Here is a 20,820-nt window from a genome sequence, read left to right as displayed (position 1 = left end):
GACGCTCCGGATGCCACGATGGGAGGCCATGACCGACGAGCCGCCGCGCCTGCCGCGCGTGCGGGTCACGGCATCCGGATCGCATCGGGTGCCGCGCCCCTCCACGCGCGGCTTCGCTCTGCCGGGACGCGCGCCCGCCGAGGCCGACGACGTCTTCTCGCGAGGACTCGTCCGGGCGCAGCTGCGGCTCGCGATCGGCTGCGTCGCCGCGTTCCTCGTGGTCGCGGGAGCGCTCGCCGTCGTGATCGCGATCCTGCCCGAGCTGGGGGACCCCGTCGTTCTCGGCGTCCCGCTGTCGTGGCTCGCGCAGGCTTACGCGTTCTATCCGGTGATCCTCGTGTTCGCGCTCATCTTCGTGCGGGCGGCGGCGCGCAACGAACGGCGCTACCGCCACCTTGCCGAACCCGGGTCCGACGCGTGAACCCCGCCTTCGACCTCACCGCGGTGGGGCTGTTGATCGTCGTCACCGCGGTCCTGGGGTTCTCGGGCGTGCGTCTGTCCCGCACGACCGGCGATTTCTTCGTCGCTTCCCGCAGCGTCGGAAGCGTGTGGAACGCCTCGGCGATCAGCGGCGAATACCTCTCGGCCGGGACGTTCCTGGGCCTCGCCGGCCTCGTGCTGCTCTCGGGCGCCGAGGGGTTCTGGTTCCCCATCGGGTACGCCGCGGGGTATCTGCTCGTCCTCCTCTTCGTCGCCGCCCCGCTCCGGCGCAGCGGCGCGTACACGATCCCCGACTTCATCGAGGCGCGGCTCGAGTCGCGGGCCGCCCGCGGGGTCACGAGCGTCGTCGTGCTCGTGATCGGCTGGCTGTACATCGTGCCGCAGTTGCACGGCGCGAGCCTCGCGCTCGGCGTCGTGGCGGACGTGCCCGGGTGGGTGGGCGCCGTGGTCGTCGCCACCCTCGTCGCGGCCATCGTCGCGGCCGGCGGGATGAGGGCGATCACCGCGGTGCAGGCGTTCCAGTACTGGCTGAAGCTGACCGCGCTGCTCGTCCCCGCGGTCTTCCTGCTGGTCGTGCTCTCGCAGGGCGGACGCGAGCACGATCCGGCGACGATCTTCCCGACCGCGTACGGGCCCGCGTCGGTCGACACGTACGCGACCGTCTCGCTGCTCCTCGCCCTCCTGCTCGGGACGATCGGTCTCCCGCACGTCCTCGTGCGCTTCTACACCAGCCCGAACGGGGGATCGGCGCGGCGCACGACCGTGGTCGTCATCGTGCTCATCGGGGCGTTCTACGCGGTGTCGTCGACGATGGGGCTCATCGCTCGCGTGGTGGCCCCGGATCTGGCGGTGCGCGGCCTCGCCGACACGGTGGTGCTCGCTCTCCCCGCGCGACTCTTCCCGGGCCTGGTGGGCGAACTGCTCACGGCGCTCATCGTCGCGGGGGCGTTCGCCGCGTTCCTCGCGACCTCCTCGGGTCTGGTGGTCTCGCTCGCGGGTGTCGTGAGTCAGGACGTGTTCGGCGGCAGCGTCCGCTCCTTCCGCCTGTCGGCGGTGCTGTGCACGGTGGTGCCGCTCGCGGTCGCCCTGCTCACCGAGCCGGCGGGCCTCGTCTCCAGTGTCGGCGCGGTCTTCGTCTTCGCGGCATCCACCCTGTCTCCCGTGCTCCTGCTCGGAGTCTGGTGGCCGCGACTGACGGCTCGCGGCGCGGTCGCCGGCATGGTCGTGGGCGCGCTGGCGTGCGGGGCCGCGTTCGTCGGCGGAGGAATGATCCCGGATGCCGGACCGTGGGCTGCGCTCCTCGCTCAGCCCGCGGCCTGGACGATCCCGCTGACCACCGCCGTCATCGTGGGGGTGTCGCTGCGCGACCGGGCGGGCGTGCCGTTCCGCGTCGAGCGCTACCTGGCGCGTCTGCACACCCCGGATTCCTGACGCCCCGTCCCCAGATGCCCGGTCGGCTCGCGCGGGTGTCGGAACCCCGGGTTACCGTGGACGGGTGACTTCTTCCGGCGCCGCCCCCGAGCCCTACGCCGACGCGCCGCCCGAGCCGTTCGGCGGGTACGACGACCCCTACGCGGACGCCGACTGGGACCCTGATCTCTTCGCCCCGCCCGACGACCTCGACGCCCCACCCCCGCCCGTCGACCCCACGTCCGCGTTCGCGCGCGCGGTCGCCGCGACGGGTACGGCCCGTGAGCTCCCGGCCGTGCGCGACTTCACCGGTCGCGACCCGCGCGAAGTGCTCCACGAGGTCTACGGGTACGACGCCTTCCGTGGCGACCAGGCCGACATCGTGCAGCACGTCGTCGACGGCGGAGACGCGGTCGTCCTCATGCCCACGGGCGGCGGCAAGAGCGTCACGTATCAGGTGCCCGCTCTCGTCCGCCCCGGAACGGGGCTCGTCGTCAGTCCACTGATCGCGCTCATGCACGACCAGGTCGAGGCGCTCATCGCCAACGGCGTGCGTGCCGGGTACCTCAACTCCACGCAGGCTCCGGCCGAGCGCCAAGCCGTCGAGCAGGCGTATCTGTCGGGCGAACTCGACCTGCTCTACGTCGCCCCCGAGCGTCTCAACGGCGCACAGACCCTCGGTCTGCTCTCGCGCGGCCGCCTCAGCGTGATCGCGATCGATGAGGCGCACTGCGTGTCGCAGTGGGGTCACGACTTCCGGCCCGACTACCTCGCCCTGGGCGATCTCGCCGACCGGTTCCCCGGGGTGCCGCGCATGGCGCTCACGGCCACTGCGACCCCCGCGACCGCGCAAGAGATCGTCGAGCGCCTGCGCCTCCGCGATGCGCGCGGTTTCGTCGCGAGCTTCGACCGCCCGAACATCCAGTACCGCATCGACGCCAAGGTCGACCCGCGCCGTCAGCTCGTGCAGTTCATCAAGAGCCAGCCCGAGGGGGCGGCCGGCATCGTCTACGCGCTGAGCCGCAAGAGCGTCGAGCAGATGGCGGCGTACCTCTGCACGCAGGGCCTCGACGCCCTGCCGTACCACGCGGGCCTCGACACGTCCGTGCGCGCGGCGAATCAGTCGCGCTTCCTGCGCGAAGACGGGGTGATCATGGTCGCCACCATCGCGTTCGGCATGGGGATCGACAAGCCCGACGTGCGGTTCGTCGCCCACATCGACCTGCCCAAGTCGGTCGAGGGCTACTACCAGGAGACCGGTCGTGCGGGACGCGACGGGGATCCCTCGGTCGTGTGGATGGCGTACGGGCTCGGAGACGTCGTGCAGCAGCGCCGCATGATCGATCAATCGCCCGGCGATCGCTCCTACAAGATGCGTCTGGGCCAGCACCTCGACGCGATGCTCGCCCTGTGCGAGACGGTCGGATGCCGCCGCCAGAACCTCCTCGATTACTTCGGCCAGAAGTCGGAGCCGTGCGGCAACTGCGACACCTGCCTCACCCCTCCCGAGACGTGGGACGGACTCATCGCCTCGCAGAAGCTGCTCTCGACCATCGTGCGTCTTCAGCGCGAACGGGGTCAGGCCTTCGGCGCGGGGCACCTGATCGACATCCTGCGCGGAGCGAAGACCGAGCGCATCTCGCAGCAGGGCCACGACCGGCTCAGCACGTACGGCCTCGGCGCCGACCTCTCCGACCAGGACTGGCGCAGCGTCATCCGTCAGCTTCTGGCCCGAGGCATCATCGTCGCCCAGGGCGACTACGGCACGCTCGCGCTCAGCGAGGCGTCGGCCGGGGTGCTGCGCGGAGAGACGCCGGTGCCGCTCCGGCGCGACGCGCTCGGCCGCACCGGCGGGGGCGGGTCCTCCCGGCAGAGGAAGTCGAGCGCCGACGACGTGGCCCCCGGCGACCGCGACCTCTTCGAGGCGCTTCGCGCCTGGCGCGCCGAGAAGGCGCGGGAGCAGGGGGTGCCGGCTTACATCGTCTTCGGCGACGCGACGCTGCGGGCCATCGCGGCCGCGCGGCCCGGATCGGTCGACGACCTCGACGGCATCACCGGCATCGGCGCGAAGAAGCGCGAGGCTTACGGTGACGGCATCCTGACGGTGGTCGCCGCGAACTGACGCGGGTTCCGGTCCCTTCGACGGGCTCAGGGGCCGTGGCTCGAGGGGATGCGTCCCCGCGGTGGCTGAGCTCGTCGAAGCCCCCTCGGCCCCGCGCGCCTGGGGTGGCTGAGCCCGTCGAAGCCCCCTCGGCCCCGCGCCCCGCGCACCCGCCCCGGGTGACTGAGCCCGTCGAAGCCGCCGGCCGCCCTCGCCGCGTCCACAGCCACCGCACGGGAATGTTGACCCCCCACAACGACCGCGCCTCCCGTCGCCCCGACGCATTGTCGACACCGCACACACTGTTTGCCGGTGCGTTGTGGGACTCCTACCGTGGTGGCATCCCTTTGCAACGTCGAAAGGTGCCGAAATGACCGACGCCGCCGTCCGTCCCACCACGCCCGCCACGAGCACGCGCACACCCGTCGGGGGTGCCCCGTCCGCTCCGCACTCCGCCGCCGAAGCCGCCGAAGCGCGCATTGACATCGACCGGGTCACCGACCTGCTGCTCGGCACGTGGGGTGACACCCGTCGCCAGGCGCGCGAGATGCTGAAAGATCCCGCGCTGTGGCGTGACGACAGCCTGGGGATGGACGCTCACCGCGAGCGCACCCTGAGCCAGTTGCACCTGCTCGTGCAGAACAACGCGGTGCACCGCGCCTTCCCGAAGCGTTTCGGGGGCGAAGAGAACAACGGCGCGAACATCGCCGGCTTCGAGGAACTCGTCGCCGCCGACCCGAGCCTGCAGATCAAGTCCGGCGTGCAGTGGGGCCTCTTCGGCTCCGCCGTGCTGCAGCTGGGCACGGCCGAGCACCACGACAAGTGGCTTCCCGGCATCATGAGCCTTGAGATCCCCGGCGCCTTCGCGATGACCGAGACCGGTCACGGCTCGGACGTCGCGGCGATCGGCACGACCGCGACCTACGACCCCGAGACGGAGGAGTTCGTCATCCACACGCCGTTCCGCGGGGCGTGGAAGGACTACCTCGGCAACGCCGCGCTTCACGGCAAAGCCGCCACGGTGTTCGCCCAGCTCATCACCAACGGCGTCAACCACGGTGTGCACTGCTTCTACGTGCCCCTGCGGGACGAGGACGGCACCTTCCTCCCCGGTATCGGCGGCGAGGACGACGGCCTCAAGGGCGGTCTGAACGGCATCGACAACGGTCGCCTGCACTTCGACCACGTCCGCATCCCGCGCACGAACCTCCTCAACCGGTACGGCGACGTCGCCGCCGACGGCACCTACTCGAGCGACATCGCCAGCCCCGGCCGTCGCTTCTTCACGATGCTCGGCACCCTCGTCCAGGGTCGTGTCTCGCTCGACGGCGCCGCCGCCTGGGCGTCGGCCATCGGCCTCATCATCGCGATCACCTACGGCAATCAGCGTCGCCAGTTCGACTCCGGCAGCGGCACCCCCGAGGTCACCCTGCTCGACTACGGCAAGCACCAGCGGCGCCTTCTGCCCCGCCTGGCGACGACCTACGCCGAGATCTTCGCGCACGACGAGTTCCTGCAGAAATTCGACGGCGTCTTCAGCGGCGCGCTCGACACGGACGCCGACCGCGAAGACCTCGAGACGCTCGCCGCGGCCCTCAAGCCGCTGTCGACCTGGCACGCGCTCGACACGCTGCAGGAGGCCCGCGAGGCCTGCGGCGGCCAGGGGTTCCTGTTCGAGAACCGTCTCGTGGGGCTGCGCGCCGACCTCGACATCTTCGTCACGTTCGAGGGCGACAACAACATCCTCCTGCAGCTCGTCGGCAAGCGCCTGCTCGCCGATTACGCCCGCCAGTTCAAGGGCAAGGATGCCAAGGCCCTCGCCGCGTTCGCCGTCGGGCAGACCGCGGGCAAGCTCTTCCACGGGGCGGGGCTGCGTCAGCTCGGCCAGGCCGTCACCGACCTCGGGTCCACGGCCCGCTCGGTCGAGCGCGGACTCCGCGCCGATCAGCAGCACGAGCTGCTCGCCGGTCGCGTCCAGCAGATGATCGCCGACATCGCGGGTCGTCTGCGTCCGGCATCCAAGCTCTCCCGGGAAGATGCGGCCGCGCTCTTCAACGCGAACCAGTCCGAGCTGATCGAGGCGGCGCGCGCGCACGGAGAGCTGCTCCAGTGGGAGGCGTTCACCGACGCGATCAACCGCATCGAAGACCGCGGCACCCTGCAGGTGATGACATGGCTGCGGGACCTGTTCGGCCTCCAGCTCATCGAGAAGCACCTCGCCTGGCACCTCATCAACGGGCGCCTGTCGACGCAGCGCGCGGCGGCGGTCTCGAGCTACATCGACCGTCTCTGCGCGCGGCTCCGCCCGCATGCGCAGGACCTCGTGGATGCCTTCGGCTACGGCCCGGAGCACGTGCGCGCATCGATCGCCACCGGTGTCGAGGACGACCGTCAGAACGAAGCGGCGGCGTACTACGCCGAGCTGCGGGCCTCGGGCAACGCGCCCGTGCCGGAGAAGAAGCCGGCGAAGTAAGCGCGCGCGGGCGGCGGCCGTGGGGGACTGCCGCCCGCGCGCTTCCCGCTTCCGGGCAGTACCAGAACAGGCGATGCGCCGAGAACAGGGCGATCCGCGAGGATCCGACCTGTTCCGGACGCATCGCCTGTTCTCGTCGCACGATCGCGCCGTGGCATCCCGGTACACGGGAGCGGGCCCGCCCCACCCCGAAGGGCGGGACGGGCCCGCGGTACGCGTCAGCGCAGCGTGAACGTGACGGTCGTGCTGTTGCCCGCGACGTCGGAGACGACGAGCGTGTTCTCGCCCGACACGGCCCCGAACACTCCCGGGGCGACGAAGTTCACATCCGACCAGGTGTTGTCGGCGAGGTCCTTCACGACGCCGTTGAGCACGGCGCGGTCGATCTTGCCCTCGTCGTAGAGCTTGAAGCTCACCTTGTCGTAGGCCTCGGCGGTGCCCTGCGTGAACGCAGCGCCCTCCTTGACCGTGACCGTCGGAGCCGTCGTGTCGCCCGGCTCTTCCTCCGCGGCGACCACGCGGACGTCGTCGACGAACCCGGTGTTGTCGCCCTCGGTGGTCGTCGCCACGAACGAGATCGTGTGCTCGCCCTGCGTCACCGTGAACGGTGCGGTCTCGTAGTACCGGTAGTCGCCGCCCACCGGAACGTAGTGACCGAGCTTCTGCCCGTCGACCTCGACGTCGAACTCCTGCTGACCGCCGAAGCCGACGCGGTTCGCCGCGGCGAACGTGATCGCGAACGTACCAGCAGGGAACACCACGGTCTGGTCGATGCGGCTGGCCAGCCCCGAGTCGCTCTTCAGGTACGCCGTGCGCTCACCCTGCGGGGCGGGCGAGGCGGGGACGAAGACGCTGTTGTCGTGCTGGATTCCGGCGCGGGCGCTGAACGTCCATCCGTTCACCATCGGTCCGTTCGCCGTCCCGCCGGTCGCGGGGCGCTCGAAGCCGGCGTTGAGGATGCTCACCAGCGGCGGCTCCTCCGACACGTCCGGGTTGACGAAGCAGCGGTTGTCGCCGCCCGGGTTCGGGTCGGAGCCGAACGAGGCGACCGCGCAGTCCACGCCATCGGTGAAGGTCCCGAAGACGAACAGCCCGTCCGAGCCGAAGGCGACGTTGGCCTCGCCCTCGAAGGCGCACTCGCCGCCGCCGGCGTACTGGCAGAACGAGTACCCGTCGGGCGCGTTCTGCACGTCTCTCACCTTGTAGAGCCGTGAGGTCACGCCCGACGCGTCCGCCCCGGGCGCCACCGCGACGGCCCGCAGGTAGGTCGTCTTGAGCGGCTCGAGGAAGATCTGCCCGGTGTAGGGGGTGGAGGATGCCGTGGGCTCACTGCCGTCCGTCGTGTAGAAGATCTGCGCGTCGGGGGTGGCGCTCGTGATCGTCACGGCCTCGATCGAGTCGTAGACGCCGCGTTCGAGGCTGAACACGGGAGCATCGGTGACACCGGCCGTGCTGGCCGGGGTGACCTCGACCTGTGCGACCCCGTACTCGCCGTCGGCGAGGGTCGCCCGCACCGCGACGGTGCGTTCGGTGGTCACCGAGGGGGCGGTGAAGACACCGTTCGCATCGATGGTGCCGTTGTCGGATCCGACGACCGACCACGTCGGCGTGCCGGTGCCGTCGATGACGTTCGCGCCGAGCTGCACCCGCGAACCGCCGGCGACCGAGGTGCGCACGGGCGTCATCTCGACCTGCGTGGCTGCGGGGGCCGTGGTGTAGATCGCGTAGGTGTGCTCGTCGCCGATCTCGGTGTCGGTGAAGGCGTTGGCATCCGGGGTCAGGGTTCCGCTGGAGGCCGGCAGGAGCGCGTTCTCGCCGGGCTGCGCGATCGCATCCGTGTACGCGATGCGGGTGAAGTCGCCGGCGGCGTCGCCGCCCTCGAACTGCACGCGCACGTCCTTCGACGAGCCCGACTGGGTCTCGACGAGCACCGTCAGCTCGCCGTCCGGTGCCCGGAACGCGGTCGCGCGGACATCGGCATCGGAGATCTCCGTGCCGAGCACCGTGCTGCGCGTGGGCACGTACCGCATGAGCGGGCCGGCCTCGGAGAACGCGGCCGTGGGCTCGAGTCCCAGGATGAGCGAGTCCCACAGGTTGTAGGAGCCGTTCGTGTCACCCGCCGGGTCGCCCGTCATGACGCCGTTGAGCTGCCAGATGAGGTTGGAGTGCACCCCGTCGTTGGCGCTGCGGATGATGTAGTTCGCGTAGCCGGTCTCCCAGACGCTCGTACCCGGGTTGGTCCAGCCCATCTCGGAGAGGTTGAGGGGAGCGTCGCCGATCACCGCGCGGCGCTGGGCAATGGCATCCCCCATCGCGTCGTACGACTCGCCGTACAGGTGGAACGAGTACTGGTCGAAGACGTCGCCGGCGTTCTCGGCCATGTACTGCGTCCAGGCGACGGCGTTGACCTCTTCGGGGCCCCAGATGTCGACCTCGTCGCGCAGGCCGTCCGCGGTCAGGCGGTCGCTCACCGCGCGCGCCATGTCGGCGTAGTACGCCTTCTCGTCGCCGGGTGCCCAGAAGTCCCAACTGCCGTTGGGCTCGTTGTAGAAGGTGAGGTGGTCGACGTCGTCGTACCCGCGATCGAAGAGGTTCTGCAGCAGGGCGGAGGCGGAGGCGCCGTACGCGGGCAGGTCGGCGGGCGCCGAGATGTAGGGGTCAGGAGCGCCGGGGATCGTGAACCAGTCGTGGACGCGGGCGCCGACCTTCCACCCGAAGTTCAGTTCGATCTCGGTGCCGGCGGCCTTGAAGGCATCCAGGTACCGGTAGAACGCCTTCATCTCGGGGCTCTCGAAGTCGTACCGGCCCTTCTCGAGCTCCATCCAATCGATCTGGAACCAGATGCGGGCGACCTTCGGCTGCAGGGTGTGGATGCGCTCGACGTCGACCTCCCAGTCGGCGTCGTCGTACCCGTACTTCGTCGTGCCCTCGAGCAGGCTCCACGGGATGACGTTGACGCCGACCCCGAGGTAGTCCTCCTGCACGGTCTGATCGAGGTGGACGGTGACGGTGCGCTGCTCGTCGGCGGCGGATGCCGCGGTCGCGGGGACGAGCAGGGCGGCGGCGACGACGCTGGTCGTCGCGGTCAAGGCGAGGGCGGTGCGCCGTCGTCTCATGAGTTCTCCTATCGCCGGTGATGGGAGGCGTCGCGGTGACTCATCGCTGAATCTGTAGTAATGCTACGCCGAGGGGATGTATCAGCGAGGCTATGGCGGTTGCTTTGGATGCGCAAGCGCGGATTTACGGCCGTCCGCCGCTCGGGTGGCGCTACATTTGTGTAGTGCAGCTACTCAATCCGGGGTTCTGCGAGCTGTGCTCGGCGCCATCTCGCGGAGTCGAGGGTCGACATGCCGGTTCAGGATGCCGGAACTCGGCGTGTCGGGCACGGACCCCGCGGGACGGCGCGTCGCCCGGCGGCGGTGGCCGGACTCCGCGCGACGGCACGCCGCGCCGCGGGCCCGACGCGGCGGCCGAGACCCTCTCGGGGCGGCCGGTCAGAGGACGGCGACCGCCGCGGACGCCTCGGCCGACAGGGCGCGGACGGTCTCGGCATCCCGTGCCGTGAGCGCGGCGGACGGGACCATCCACGACCCGCTCACCGCGAAGACGTTGCCCAGGGCGAGGTACTCGGCGGCGTTCGACGCCGACACGCCCCCGGACGGCAGGAAGCGCACGTCGGGGAACGGCCCCGCGAACGCCTTCAGCGCGGTGGGCCCGCCCACGGCTGCGGCGGGGAACAGCTTGAGGCGGTCCAGGCCCGCGGCGACGGCCCGCTGGATCTCGGTGGCGGTCGCGACCCCGGGGATGAAGGGGATGCCGAGGGCCGCCGCCCGCTCGACCACGGCGTCGTCGAACCCCGGCGAGACGAGGTACGTCGCTCCGGCGTCGACGGCCGCCTCGACCTGGGCGACGGTCGTCACCGTACCGGCGCCGACGGCGAAGCCGGGGCGGCCGGAGACCGCGCGGATCGCGTCGAGGGCGGCGGGCGTGCGGAGGGTGATCTCGGCGGTGGGGATGCCACCGGCCAGGAGCGCGTCGGCGAGGTCGGGCGCGAAGGACGCGTCGTCGAGGACCACCACGGGCACGATGCGGCTGCCGTGCAGCACGTCGAGGGGCGCGCTCATGCGTCTTGCGAGGTCGGGGCGACCACGATCTCGCGGAAGCTCACGTGCTGCGGGAGCTGGTACGCCGCGAGGATCGCACGGGCGATGTCGTCGGGGACGAGTCCGCCGCCGATGCTCTGCTTGTACTCGCGGTAGCCGTCGAGGACGTCGCCCTCGCCGGTGTTGCTCAGCAGGGCGGTGTCGACCATTCCGGGGGCGACGAGGAGCACGCGGACGCCGTGCGCCGCGTTCTCTCGACGCAGTCCCTCGGTCATCGCGTGCACGGCGTACTTCGTCCCGTTGTAGACGACGTGGTTCTCGTAGAGCTGCTTCCCGGCGATCGAGCCGATGTTGACGATCGTTCCGTGACGGCGTTCCTGCATGCCCGGGAGGACGAGCTGGCTGTTCTTCACCAGCGCGACGCAGTTGACGTCGAACTGCTCCTGCACGAGCGCGGGATCCTGCTCGGCGACCGCCGAGAGCGCCATCAGGCCGGCGTTGTTGACGAGCAGGTCGACGGGGCCGAACCGTTCCTCGGCGCGCGCGATGGCCGCGGCCACCGCGGCCGTGTCGGTGACGTCGGCCTCCGCGAGTTCGGCATCCGGAAGACCGAGTTCTTCCATGGGCGCGAGGCGTCGGGCGATGAGCAGCAGGGGGTGGCCGGCGGCCGAGAAGGCGCGGGCGGTCGCGGCGCCGATCCCGGAGCTGGCTCCGGTGATGACGACGAGGGGCAGGGCGGTCATGCGGTCTCCTGGGAGGGGGTGGATCGGGCGAAGAGCACCGCGGCATCGGCCGCGGCGGAGTAGCGGTCGCGGGAGGCGGCGTAGGCGCGCACCCCGTCGGGGTCGGGCTCGAGGCGTTCGATCAGCCGGTGGGCGTCGTCGGCGACGCCGAGCGAGGACCACACCCCCGACCCGGCGAACACGAGGGCCGCGGCGCCGAGGGTCGCCGCCTGCTGATCGACGGTGGTGCGCAGGAGTGCCGTGTCGAGGACGTCGGCGTAGATGCGGTTCCACACGTCGGAGCGGCTGCCCCCGCCGGAGATGAGCAGGTCGGTGTCGGCGGGAAGCCCGCTGAGCGAGCGGATGTGGCGCAGGCTCCGATCCAGGGCGAAGGCGATGCCCTCGAGGCACGCGCGCACGAGATCCTCCGCCGCAGTGCCGAGCTCGATGCCGGCGAGCGTGCCGCGGATGCCGCTTCCCCCCTCGAGCGGAGTGCCGCCGGCGAGCGTCGGGACGAACACCGCGCCGCGAGCGCCGCGCGGGCTCGCCGCGGCGCCGTCGATGAACGCGCCGATGTCGGCGCCCGGACGCAGCACGTCGCGGAGCCACGTCACGGTCGTGCCGCTGCTGAAGGTCGAGAGGGCGCTGACGTACAGACCGGGCACGGCGTGACGGAAGACGTAGGGGCGCGTCTCGACGTCGAGCACGGGGACGCTCGAGGTCACCGTCATCCAGCTCGACGAGCCGAGCGCGGCGTAGATCCGGCCGTCGGTGGTGCCGCGCGAGCCGAGGGCCATGGCCGCGTTGTCCACGGCGCCCGCGTGCACGGGGACGCCCGCGGGAAGGCCGAGCGCGTCGGCGGCCGCGGGCCGCAGGGTCCCGACGACGTCGGCGGACTCGCGCGGGGTCGGCAGGAGAGAGCGGTCGAGCTCGGCCGCGTCGAGGATCGTGTCGTCGTAGTCGCCGCGGGTGAGGTCGTAGGCACCGGATCCGGATGCCATCGAGTGGTCGGTGGCGATCTCGCCGGTGAGCCGCAGGGTGATCCAGTCCTTCGACCCGAGAAGCGACCGGGTGCGCGCCCACCCCTCGGGGTCTTCGGCGCGCATCGTCTGGGCCTTGAAGACCGGATACAGCTGCGCGCCGAAGCCGTTGCCCGTGCGCAGGTACCAGGCGTCCTCGTCGATGCGGTCGAGGATCTCGCCCGTGCGCCCGCGGGTGTCCGACCAGATCGGGGTGTCGCGGGCGACGAGTTCTCCGGCGGCGTCGACCTGCACGACGCCGAGACTCTGCCCCGACAGGGCGATCCCGACGACGGCTTCGCGCGCGCCGGGAGTCTGGGCGACGACCTCGCGGGTCGCCGAGACGACGGCATCCCACCACTCCTGCGGACGCTGTTCGGCACGGCCGGGACCGGGATGCCGCGTCGGATACGCCACGACCGTCTCGGCGACCGCGCGACCGTCGGCCGACCAGAGCGAGGCTTTGCAGCCACCGGTGCCGAGGTCGAGGGCGAGAGCGAGGGGTCCCATGGGTCAGCGGGTGGCCAGGGCGAGCTCGCTCAACCGCTCGAACGCGGGACCCGAGGTGGGGATCTCGATGTCGAACACCTCGGCGATGACCTGCGTCCACCCGTGCACGAAGTAGATCCACCCGTCCTCGACCTGCAGGCGGCGCTCGGCGCTCTGCGCCCGCGCCTGGTCGAGGAAGACGAGGTCGCCGCGGTAGTTGAGGTCCCATGCGACGCCGTCGAGGGGGAACACGGCGTCATCGGGGAGGGGGGAGCCGGGGGCGTCCTTGCCGAGGCCGGTGGCGTTGACCACGAGCGAGCGCGGCGCGAGGTCGGCCAGCACGCGCGCGTTGTCGGCCGGGGTCGGGGTCAGGCGGTACTCGAAGAGCGTGTCGGTCGGCAGCGCCGCGTGGATCTCGCGCAGGTGGTCGAGGCGCGCGGCCGAGCGGTTGGTGACGATGATGCGCGCGGGGCGGTCGAGCCCCCGCTCCTGCTGGGAGAGGTACCAGCTGATCGCGATCGACGATCCGCCCGCGCCGAGGCAGAGGGCGTCGGCGGGGCCTCGCGACCAGAAGCCGGCGGGGAGGAACGCGTCGAGGGCGAGGCCGCTCGAGATCGGGTCCTTGGCGTGGCAGACGAGCCGGCCGTCGCGCTTGGAGATGCAGCTCGTCTCGCCCATGAGCGCGGCGAAGGCGTCGATCTCGTCGAACATGTCGCGGCACGCGGCGAAGAGGTCGATCTTGTGCGTGGTGACGAGGGCGCCCAGGCTCAGCGGGTCCTCCGCGATGAAGCGCACGACGGCGCGGTAGTCCTCGGCCGGTGCGTGCAGGGGCAGGTCGATGCCCTGCAGCACGGCATCCTGAAGTCCGAGATGCGCGGCCCACCGGGGGAAGACGTGCTGGATCGAGGAGCTCCCCGTCGTGACGCCGATGAAATAGAGGGTGGGAGCCGTTGCCGGACGCAGGGTCGCGGCGGTCAGGGTGGGAAAAGTCATCGGTGGTCCTTCGAGGCGTCGACCGCGGCCAGCGCGGCGGTGGCGTTCATGCCGAATCGGGTCACGCCGAGCTCGGCCATCGCGCGGACGGTCTCGAGGTCGCGGATGCCGCCGGCGGCCTTCAGGGCGGCGCGGCCGTCGGCCCGGTCGGCGATCAGGCGGATGTGTGCGATCGAGGTGGCCACGCCCGACCAGCCGGTGCCGGTCTTGATCCAGGGCACTCCGGCCTCGATGGCGGCATCCACTCCCCGTCGGATGTCGTCGTCGTCGAGACGGCCCACCTCGAGGATCGCGCGCAGCGGCACGCGGCCGTCGACGACCTCGACGATCGCGGCGAGCTCGTTCGTCACGTAGGCGTCGTCGCCCGAGCGCAGGCGCCCGATCGCGACGACCACGTCGAGTTCTTGAGCGCCGAGGGAGAGGAGTTCGGATGCCTCGGCCACCTTCGTCGCGGTCGTGGCGCCGCCGCTCGGGAACGACACCGGCGACCCGGCGAGGACGCTCGTGCCGTCCAACCGCTCGCGCAGGTAGCCGAGCCACTCGGGCAGGACGTGGGCGCTGACAAAACCGCCCGCCACCGCCTGCCGGACGAGCTCGTCGATATCGGCGCGCGCGTGCTGCGCCTGGACGCAGCTGATGTCGATGTGCCGAGCGAGGTCGGCCAGGACGGGACCGGGGTCAGGCACGGTAGCCTCCGTGGTCGGGGTTCGGGCGGGTCGTCCAGTCGTCGCCGTCGGCCACGACGAGCTGCCGCATCCCGCCGGCGTCGGCGATGATGCCGTAGTCCTGACCGGCTTCGGTCGCGTAGGTGAAGAGGGTGACGAGGGTGTCGTCGCCGACGTTGACGCTGCGGTGGATCCAGCCACCGGGGACGTGGACGACCACGCCCGGGGTGATCGGCAGGGCGCGGGACTCGCCCTCGACGGACTCGAGCAGCATCACTCCGGAGCCCGCGACGCCGTAGTACAGCTCGGCGAACTCGGACTGGGCGTGCAGGTGCCCGCGGGTCATCGCGAACTCGTCGCCGACGCGTCCGGGCCGGAGGACGCTGAGGCCGATCGTGAGCGCTCCGCGCCCGGTCTCGGGCGTGCTGCTCTCGACCCAGTAGACCGGCTCGCCGTCATCGCGAGCGACCGCTTCGGCGTAGGCCGCGTCGTCGCGGTAGACGCCGACGAGGTCGGGCAGGTGCTTCTCGTAACGCTCGGATCCTCCGGCGAGGAGGCCGCGGGCGATGTCGACGGTCATCCGGGCCGGTTCGGCCAGTCGTGCAGCGGCGCACATACAGTCGTTTCCCTTCGCCGACGACCGGGGTGCGTCGTCGTGCGTAGTAACACTACAAGAAGTGGGCGAGTTTGGGCAATCTCGGGGGCTACGGTGTCGATGGCGGGGCTTTGCGCGTAGTTCGGCTACTTCGCCCGCGGGGTGCCGCGCGAATCTGGGGTGAGCGGAGGACATGTAGCGAGCGGAGGATGTGTGAGCGCTCCCGCGTCCTCCGCTCGCCAGATCTCCTCCGTTCGCCACGTGTTGAGCGCGGACAGGGCCGCATGGACTCGCGGCACCGGGGCGCACACAGCCCCGGGGCGCCGACGCGCGCCGCACCGGGGGTGACGCCATCCCCGGTGCGCGCGACGCCCCGGGGTGCGCGACGCCCCGGCGCCTCGCCGCGCGTCGGCTCGCGACGCCGGCGCCCCTGTTCAGCCCCAGGTCAGCCAGGCGGCGGGGTTGCGGCGCAGGACGGCGTCCGCGAGATCGTCGCCGCCCTCGGCGCGCAGGCGCGGAACGAACCGGTCGCCGAGGTAGCGCAGCCCGGGCATGCCGCCGTACGCGATGTACCGCGTCCGGCGAGCGACGTCGCCGCCGAGCAGGATGCGATCCGCGCCGCCGGCCGCGGCCGTGGCGATCAGGCACGACAGGACGACGGAATCCGGATGCTCGCGCGCGCGAGCGGGGCCGTCGTAGCCGAGGAATGCGCCCGTCGCCGCGAGCTCGGCGTGCAGCCCCGGGTCGGGATTGCGGTCGATGTGCGCCAGGGCCACGCGGTGCGCGGGCACGCCGACGGATGCCAGCGCCTCGAGCGTCTCGAACGCCGCCGTCCCGTGCTCGAGGTGCACCATGACGGGCGCGCCGGTCGCCGCGTGCGCGCGGCCGATCGCCTCGAGGGAGCGTCGGGCGACGGCATCCATTCGCCAGTACCCCATGCCCGCCTTGAGCACCCCCGCCCGGACCGACGGGTCGCGGGCCTCGCCGGGTTCCGCGGCGCCGCGCACGAGGTCGTCCATGAAGGCCGCGGTGAGCGTGTCGACGTCGGCGGACAGGAGGGGATGGCCCTCGGCGTAGTGCTCGCGCCGGTGCAGCCCGGTCGTCAGCACGACCGTGACTCCCGTGGCTTCGGCGATGCGCCGTGCCGCCGCGGGGCGCCGACCGAGGCCCAGGGGAGTGGCATCCACGAGGGTACGGAATCCGGATGCCGCGAACTGGCGGGTCTCTTCGGTGCTGGCTTCCTCGTCGTCGAGGTCGTCGTCCGGCAGGAGCGGCGAGACCTGGAAGAGGTGCTCGTGATAATCGACGGTCCCGAGCGCCTCGGGGGCGAGGTCGCCCGTGGCGGACCGGACGAACCCGCTCATGCGGGCACGGGGTGCGCGGGAGCGTGCCCGCGCAGCAACGCCACCATGTCGGTGGTGGCCATGCGCCCCATGCCGTCGACACCCTCGCGGGTCTGCGCGCCGAGGTGCGCGGTGACGACCACGCGGTCGGCCAGGTCGTCGGCGAGAAGCGGCGACGCGGCGTCGCCGGTCGTCTCGATGGCGAGGGTGTCGGCGGCGTACGCGGCCACGCGCCCGCGACGGGCGGCGCGGGCGACCGCTTCCTCGTCGACCAGGTCGGCACGGGCCGTGTTCACGAGCAGGACCGGGCGGTCGGCGGCGGAGAGCCACCGCTCGTCGATGACCTTCTGACCCCCCGGCGCATGTAGTGTCACAACATCGCAGCGCGTCGAAAGAGTCTCGGTGTCGGCGCGCTCCACCGTCTCGAACAGCGGATCGCGGGCGTCGACCCACGGATCGGCTCCGAGGACGGTGGCGCCGAAGGCGCGCAGGCGCTCGGTCACGAGGCGTCCGATCCGGCCCAGCCCCACCACCCCGACCGTCAGCGCGGACAGCTCGCGGGCGGGCTGTCCCGACCAGTCTCCGGCTCGCACGCGACGGTCGGCCGCGGGGATTCCCCGCAGCGCCGTCAGCAGGAGCGCGAGGGTGTGCTCGGCCACGGCGGCCGAGTTCGCGCCGGGGGTGTTCGTGACCGGGATGCCGCGCGCCGCCGCCGCGGCCAGATCCACGTTGTCGACGCCGACGCCGTAACGGGCGATCCCCCGGAGCCTCGGTGCGAGATCGAGGTGCGCGGCGGTCACGGGACCCGTGCCCGCGATCCACCCGTCCGCGTCCGCCAAGAGCGGCGCGAGCTCATCGAGCTCGTGCGACGATCCGGCGCGCACGACGCGGTATCCCGCCTCCGCGAGCACCGCCTCGGGGTCGTACTCGCCCGACCCGAACGAGCGGGAGGTGACCAGCACGACCCCGGTCACGACTGGGCCTCGGCGGCGTCGCCCTCGGCGTGGCGCATGGCGGCGAGTTCGCTCTTCATTCGGCGGATGGCCTCGGTGTGCGCGGGGGAGCGGCGCAGGGCGACACCGGTGGCGAGGATGTCGATGACGACGAGGCCCGCGAGGCGGCTCGTCGACGGCGTGTACACGTCGGTGTCTTCGAAAGTACGCACGACCAGGGGAATATCGGCGAGTTCCGACAGCGGGCTCACGCGACCGGTGAGCGAGATGACCGTGCCGCCGGCCTTGTGCGCGGCGCGCGCGACCGTGAGCGTCTGCTCGGTGTGCCCGGTGTTGGAGATCGCGACGGTCACGCTGCGGGGCCCCGACATCGTCGCGGCGATGAACTGCTGGTGGAAGTCCTCGGGCGCCTGGCAGGGGACTCCGAAGAGGGGGAACTTCTGCTGGGCGTCCTGCGCGATGATGCCGCTGGCGCCGAAGCCGATGAAGAGGATGTCGCTGGCATCCAGGATCGCCTCGATCGCGCGCTCGACGGCGGCGGGCGCGAGAGTGCGGCGTGCGCGGTCGAGGCTCGAGATCGTGTGGTCGAAGATCTTCTCGGCGACATCGCCGGAGGAGTCGGACGCGGTGATGGTCGAGTGCGTGACCGGCAGTCCGAGCGCGAGCGTCTGGGCGAGCTGGATCTTGAAGTCCTGGAAGCCCTCGCACCCGACCGAGCTGCAGAAGCGCATGACGGTGGGTTCGCTGACCTCGGCGGCTTCGGCGAGGCCCGCCATCGTGTACTGCGCGGCGCCCACGGGGTTGTCGAGGACGATCGCCGCGACGCGCTGCTCGGAGCGGCGCAGGTGCGGCAGCTGACGGGTGATGCGCTCGAGAAGCGTGTCGGTGGACTCTTCGCTGGCCTGCTCGACGTCGAGGGTCATCGCGAGCTCCTTCCATGTAGTATGGCTACATCTTAGCCGATGCGGGCTCTCCCGCACAGCGCGACAGCACAGGAGGACGAAGATGTACCGACAAAGGCTGGAACTCACCGACCGGGTGGCGGTCGTGACGGGAGGATCCCGCGGCATCGGACTCGCGGTGGTGACCGCTCTCGAGGAGTTCGGGGCGATCGTCGTCATCGCCGACGTGCTCGACGAGGCGGGTACCGCGGCCGCAGCGTCGTTCGCGAGCGGGCGCGTGTCGTACGTGCATCTCGACGTCACGGATGCCGCCGAGGTGGAGCGCGTCTTCGCCGACGTGGCCACGCGTCTCGGATCGGTCGACATCCTCGTCACCTCGGCCGGCATCGCCAACCACCAGCCGTCGCTCGACCTCGAGCGCGAGACCTGGGACCGCGTGCTCGCCGTCAACGCGACCGGAACGTTCTGGTGCGCGCGCGAGGCCGCGCGTCACATGCAGGAGAGCGGCGGCTCGATCGTCGCCATCGGTTCGATGTCGGGCGAACTCGCGAACGCGCCCCAGCGTCAGGCCGCGTACAACGCCTCGAAGGGGGCGGTGCACCTCGCCGTGAAGTCGCTCGCGATCGAGTTCGCCGAGCAGGGCATCCGCGTCAACGCGGTCGCCCCCGGCTACGTCGGCACGGAGCTGACCAAAGAGGGCGTCCCCACCGACTGGTGGGACGACTGGGTGCGCCGCACCCCGATGGGGCGCCTCGGCGCCCCCGAAGAGATCGGTTCTCTCGTGGCGTTCCTCGCGTCGGACGCGGCGTCGTACATGACCGGCTCGGTGGTGCTGATCGACGGCGGCTACTCGGCCTGGTGACGCGCGGGCTCCGCCCCGTCCCCGCGCGCGCCGGCCCCGCGCCGGCCCCGCGCCGGCCCCGCGCCCGCGCCCGCCCCGCCCCGCGCCGGCCCCGCTCCCGCGCCGCGCCAGCCCCCGCCCCGCGCCCCGCCGCCGATAAACGCTCTCTGTGCTGAGAAACGCGGTGAGAGACCGTTTCTGAGCACGGGAAGCGTTTATCGGTGGGGGTGACGGCGCCGCCTCACTCCAGAAACGCCACCGGCAGGTCGGCGACCGGCAGACCCGAGTCGGCGATCAGCCGCTCGATCGCGGCGTGCTGCGCGTCGGGGGCGGTCACCTGCACCTTCTCGACGCCGTCGATCGGCGTTCCGCCGCCGCCGAATGAGAAGAAGCTCACGTCGTGGTCGCCGATCAACGTCGTGAGGAGGGCGTGGTAGCCCGCCGCCTCGCCGGGGCCGATCTCGACGCCGAGCCGCGGTCCCGAGACCTCGACCGGCATCGCCGGATCGACCCCCGCGGCCTCGCGCAGCGTGTCGGCGTGCGCGACGAGGGGCAGGAGGTGCGCCACGACCTCCGACGCCCCGCCGTCGAGTGAGGACAGCGCGAAGCGCTCGGCATCCCAGATCGCCGCCTGGATCACGCTCCCGGGTGCGACCCGGAAGATCTCGGATGCCACGGGCTCGAGGTCGAAGCCGAACGCGGGGCAGCCGCGCGCGGCGTCCGCGAAGGCCGAGACCCGGGTGCCTCCGGCGCTCTCGAGGTCGAAGCCCCACTCCACGGCATCCGGATACGTGGTCTCGCACGCGATCTCGCGGACCTCGGGGAACGCGGATGCCTCGGCGGTGACCTGCACCCAGGACGAGGTGGCGAGGAACGCGGGGGCTTCGACCCAGCGCTGCTTCTGGACGTCGGTCACCCCGGGAACCGCGGCGATCTCGGAGGCGAGCGCGTCGAACGCGGGGTCCGGGCGGTCGAAGCGCGTCTCGTCGATCATCCAGCCGAACATCACCACGGCGGCGCCGCCGACGGCGACCGTCCCCAGGACGGCGGCGGCGATCCCGATGCGGGCGCGTGTGGTCATCGGCATCCGTCGGCCTCCCGTCGTCGGACGGCCGACGATAGCGCGGGCGGGTGAACGTGCGGGGAACGTCGCGGCGGTATCATGGTGCAACCACATCGAGGGAGGAACCCCCATGGCTATGACGGTTCGACTTTCTCCCGAGGCGGAAGAGCGGCTCGAACATCTCGCGTCCGTGCTCAAGATGAGCAAGAACAGCGTGCTCGAGCAGGCGGTCCTCAACATGGACGAGCGGGCGGAACGACGTCGACGGTTCGCGGAAGCCATCGCTCGCGTCGACGAGCGCGACGCCGATCTGCTCGACCGCCTGTCGCGGTGACGGAGTACCTCGATCCTGATGACGTGGACGGTCTCGTCCGCGCGAAGGGATTTCACTACCGGGATCGCAACGGTCTCCTGTCGGCTCTCGCCGCGCCGCTCCCGGTGTTCGGCGAGGAAGTGCATGTGGGGATCCACCGCAAGGCAGCCGTCCTCCTCGCGGCCATCAACAGCAACCATCCGCTGCTCGACGGCAACAAGCGGCTGAGCTGGTATGTCACCGCGGTCTTCTACGACTTCAACGGCTATGACCTGATGGTGGCGGCGGACGAGGGTGATCTCTTCATCCGCCGCGTGGCGGGAGCGAGCCCGCCCTCGGTGGAAGACATCGCCGCGTGGCTCCGGGGCCACGCGCGACCATCGTCGTGAACACC

18 protein-coding genes are annotated in these 20,820 nt (G+C 71.5%); 7 read left to right on the top strand and 11 right to left on the bottom strand.

The genetic code is table 11. From position 1 onward, the window contains the following. Nucleotides 1-28 precede the first annotated feature (28 nt). The 4 genes from MTES_RS05545 (at nucleotide 29) to MTES_RS05530 (ending at nucleotide 6,425) form a co-directional block, all read left to right on the top strand. On the top strand, nucleotides 29-421 hold the full coding sequence (locus MTES_RS05545) for a hypothetical protein (RefSeq protein WP_013584226.1): 393 nt from the start codon (nucleotides 29-31) through the stop codon (nucleotides 419-421). After that, nucleotides 418-1,872, top strand: a complete 1,455-nt coding sequence (locus MTES_RS05540) for a cation acetate symporter (RefSeq protein WP_013584225.1) — start codon at nucleotides 418-420, stop codon at nucleotides 1,870-1,872. The genes MTES_RS05545 and MTES_RS05540 overlap by 4 nt, the downstream gene beginning before the upstream one ends. A gap of 64 nt (nucleotides 1,873-1,936) precedes the next feature. Beyond that, nucleotides 1,937-3,973, top strand: coding sequence for a DNA helicase RecQ (gene recQ / locus MTES_RS05535; RefSeq protein ID WP_013584224.1), 2,037 nt, complete (start codon nucleotides 1,937-1,939; stop codon nucleotides 3,971-3,973). Nucleotides 3,974-4,322: 349 nt separating this feature from the next. Next, nucleotides 4,323-6,425, top strand: a complete 2,103-nt coding sequence (locus MTES_RS05530; RefSeq protein WP_013584223.1) for an acyl-CoA dehydrogenase — start codon at nucleotides 4,323-4,325, stop codon at nucleotides 6,423-6,425. A 218-nt stretch (nucleotides 6,426-6,643) separates the two neighbouring features. Here MTES_RS05530 and MTES_RS05525 read toward each other — a convergent pair whose 3' ends face one another. The 10 genes from MTES_RS05525 to MTES_RS19060 all read right to left on the bottom strand — a co-directional run bounded on the left by MTES_RS05525 (nucleotide 6,644) and on the right by MTES_RS19060 (nucleotide 18,230). After that, nucleotides 6,644-9,541, bottom strand: a complete 2,898-nt coding sequence (locus MTES_RS05525; protein WP_013584222.1) for a chitobiase/beta-hexosaminidase C-terminal domain-containing protein — start codon at nucleotides 9,539-9,541, stop codon at nucleotides 6,644-6,646. A 378-nt stretch (nucleotides 9,542-9,919) separates the two neighbouring features. Continuing rightward, nucleotides 9,920-10,549, bottom strand: coding sequence for a bifunctional 4-hydroxy-2-oxoglutarate aldolase/2-dehydro-3-deoxy-phosphogluconate aldolase (gene eda, locus MTES_RS05520; RefSeq protein ID WP_013584221.1), 630 nt, complete (start codon nucleotides 10,547-10,549; stop codon nucleotides 9,920-9,922). After that, nucleotides 10,546-11,271 (bottom strand): SDR family oxidoreductase, encoded by a 726-nt coding sequence (locus MTES_RS05515; RefSeq protein ID WP_013584220.1) that lies wholly within the window; start codon nucleotides 11,269-11,271, stop codon nucleotides 10,546-10,548. Before MTES_RS05515 ends, eda begins: the two co-directional genes overlap by 4 nt. Beyond that, nucleotides 11,268-12,779, bottom strand: coding sequence for a xylulokinase (locus tag MTES_RS05510; protein WP_013584219.1), 1,512 nt, complete (start codon nucleotides 12,777-12,779; stop codon nucleotides 11,268-11,270). Before MTES_RS05510 ends, MTES_RS05515 begins: the two co-directional genes overlap by 4 nt. Nucleotides 12,780-12,782: 3 nt before the next feature. Further along, nucleotides 12,783-13,751, bottom strand: a complete 969-nt coding sequence (locus tag MTES_RS05505; protein ID WP_013584218.1) for a shikimate dehydrogenase family protein — start codon at nucleotides 13,749-13,751, stop codon at nucleotides 12,783-12,785. Further along, nucleotides 13,748-14,437, bottom strand: a complete 690-nt coding sequence (gene deoC, locus MTES_RS05500; protein ID WP_013584217.1) for a deoxyribose-phosphate aldolase — start codon at nucleotides 14,435-14,437, stop codon at nucleotides 13,748-13,750. The genes MTES_RS05505 and deoC overlap by 4 nt, the downstream gene beginning before the upstream one ends. Then, nucleotides 14,430-14,996, bottom strand: coding sequence for a glucose-6-phosphate isomerase family protein (locus MTES_RS19505; RefSeq protein ID WP_043361078.1), 567 nt, complete (start codon nucleotides 14,994-14,996; stop codon nucleotides 14,430-14,432). The genes deoC and MTES_RS19505 overlap by 8 nt, the downstream gene beginning before the upstream one ends. Nucleotides 14,997-15,445: 449 nt before the next feature. After that, the gene (locus MTES_RS05490; protein WP_013584215.1) at nucleotides 15,446-16,375 is read right to left on the bottom strand and encodes a phosphotriesterase family protein; all 930 of its coding nucleotides are present in this window, start codon (nucleotides 16,373-16,375) and stop codon (nucleotides 15,446-15,448) included. After that, on the bottom strand, nucleotides 16,372-17,328 hold the full coding sequence (locus tag MTES_RS19065; RefSeq protein ID WP_013584214.1) for an NAD(P)-dependent oxidoreductase: 957 nt from the start codon (nucleotides 17,326-17,328) through the stop codon (nucleotides 16,372-16,374). The genes MTES_RS05490 and MTES_RS19065 overlap by 4 nt, the downstream gene beginning before the upstream one ends. Further along, entirely contained in the window at nucleotides 17,325-18,230 is a 906-nt protein-coding gene (locus tag MTES_RS19060; protein ID WP_013584213.1) for an SIS domain-containing protein, read from the bottom strand. The genes MTES_RS19065 and MTES_RS19060 overlap by 4 nt, the downstream gene beginning before the upstream one ends. 82 nt (nucleotides 18,231-18,312) lie before the next feature. Between MTES_RS19060 and MTES_RS05475 the strand changes: the two genes are divergently transcribed. Continuing rightward, entirely contained in the window at nucleotides 18,313-19,071 is a 759-nt protein-coding gene (locus MTES_RS05475; RefSeq protein ID WP_013584212.1) for an SDR family NAD(P)-dependent oxidoreductase, read from the top strand. Nucleotides 19,072-19,291: 220 nt separating this feature from the next. Here MTES_RS05475 and MTES_RS05470 read toward each other — a convergent pair whose 3' ends face one another. Continuing rightward, a complete protein-coding gene (locus MTES_RS05470; protein WP_013584211.1) occupies nucleotides 19,292-20,131 on the bottom strand; it encodes a hypothetical protein in 840 nt (279 codons plus the stop codon). A gap of 112 nt (nucleotides 20,132-20,243) precedes the next feature. Here MTES_RS05470 and MTES_RS05465 point away from each other — a divergent pair, with 112 nt between their 5' ends. Together MTES_RS05465 and MTES_RS05460 are read left to right on the top strand one after the other, a co-directional pair. Continuing rightward, nucleotides 20,244-20,447, top strand: a complete 204-nt coding sequence (locus MTES_RS05465; RefSeq protein WP_013584210.1) for a DNA-binding protein with an HTH domain — start codon at nucleotides 20,244-20,246, stop codon at nucleotides 20,445-20,447. A gap of 23 nt (nucleotides 20,448-20,470) precedes the next feature. Continuing rightward, a complete protein-coding gene (locus MTES_RS05460; protein ID WP_197535503.1) occupies nucleotides 20,471-20,815 on the top strand; it encodes a type II toxin-antitoxin system death-on-curing family toxin in 345 nt (114 codons plus the stop codon). The last annotated feature ends 5 nt before the right edge of the window (nucleotides 20,816-20,820 follow it).

Origin of the sequence: Microbacterium testaceum StLB037 (assembly GCF_000202635.1) — a bacterium.
Taxonomy (GTDB): domain Bacteria; phylum Actinomycetota; class Actinomycetes; order Actinomycetales; family Microbacteriaceae; genus Microbacterium; species Microbacterium testaceum_F.
Note: the sequence above shows the minus strand (reverse complement) of the source record. Positions and strands in the feature narration are given on the sequence as shown.

What these genes read in the sequence shown, in the direction of transcription:
- MTES_RS05510 (WP_013584219.1), bottom strand. Translation starts at nt 12,779, where the DNA reads ATGGGACCCCTCGCTCTCGCCCTCGACCTCGGCACCGGTGGCTGCAAA.
- MTES_RS05525 (WP_013584222.1), bottom strand. Translation starts at nt 9,541, where the DNA reads ATGAGACGACGGCGCACCGCCCTCGCCTTGACCGCGACGACCAGCGTC.
- MTES_RS05545 (WP_013584226.1), top strand. Translation starts at nt 29, where the DNA reads ATGACCGACGAGCCGCCGCGCCTGCCGCGCGTGCGGGTCACGGCATCC.
- MTES_RS05505 (WP_013584218.1), bottom strand. Translation starts at nt 13,751, where the DNA reads ATGACTTTTCCCACCCTGACCGCCGCGACCCTGCGTCCGGCAACGGCT.
- MTES_RS05475 (WP_013584212.1), top strand. Translation starts at nt 18,313, where the DNA reads ATGTACCGACAAAGGCTGGAACTCACCGACCGGGTGGCGGTCGTGACG.
- MTES_RS19060 (WP_013584213.1), bottom strand. Translation starts at nt 18,230, where the DNA reads ATGACCCTCGACGTCGAGCAGGCCAGCGAAGAGTCCACCGACACGCTT.
- MTES_RS19505 (WP_043361078.1), bottom strand. Translation starts at nt 14,996, where the DNA reads ATGACCGTCGACATCGCCCGCGGCCTCCTCGCCGGAGGATCCGAGCGT.
- MTES_RS05530 (WP_013584223.1), top strand. Translation starts at nt 4,323, where the DNA reads ATGACCGACGCCGCCGTCCGTCCCACCACGCCCGCCACGAGCACGCGC.
- MTES_RS05465 (WP_013584210.1), top strand. Translation starts at nt 20,244, where the DNA reads ATGGCTATGACGGTTCGACTTTCTCCCGAGGCGGAAGAGCGGCTCGAA.
- MTES_RS05515 (WP_013584220.1), bottom strand. Translation starts at nt 11,271, where the DNA reads ATGACCGCCCTGCCCCTCGTCGTCATCACCGGAGCCAGCTCCGGGATC.
- eda (WP_013584221.1), bottom strand. Translation starts at nt 10,549, where the DNA reads ATGAGCGCGCCCCTCGACGTGCTGCACGGCAGCCGCATCGTGCCCGTG.
- MTES_RS05490 (WP_013584215.1), bottom strand. Translation starts at nt 16,375, where the DNA reads ATGAGCGGGTTCGTCCGGTCCGCCACGGGCGACCTCGCCCCCGAGGCG.
- MTES_RS05470 (WP_013584211.1), bottom strand. Translation starts at nt 20,131, where the DNA reads ATGACCACACGCGCCCGCATCGGGATCGCCGCCGCCGTCCTGGGGACG.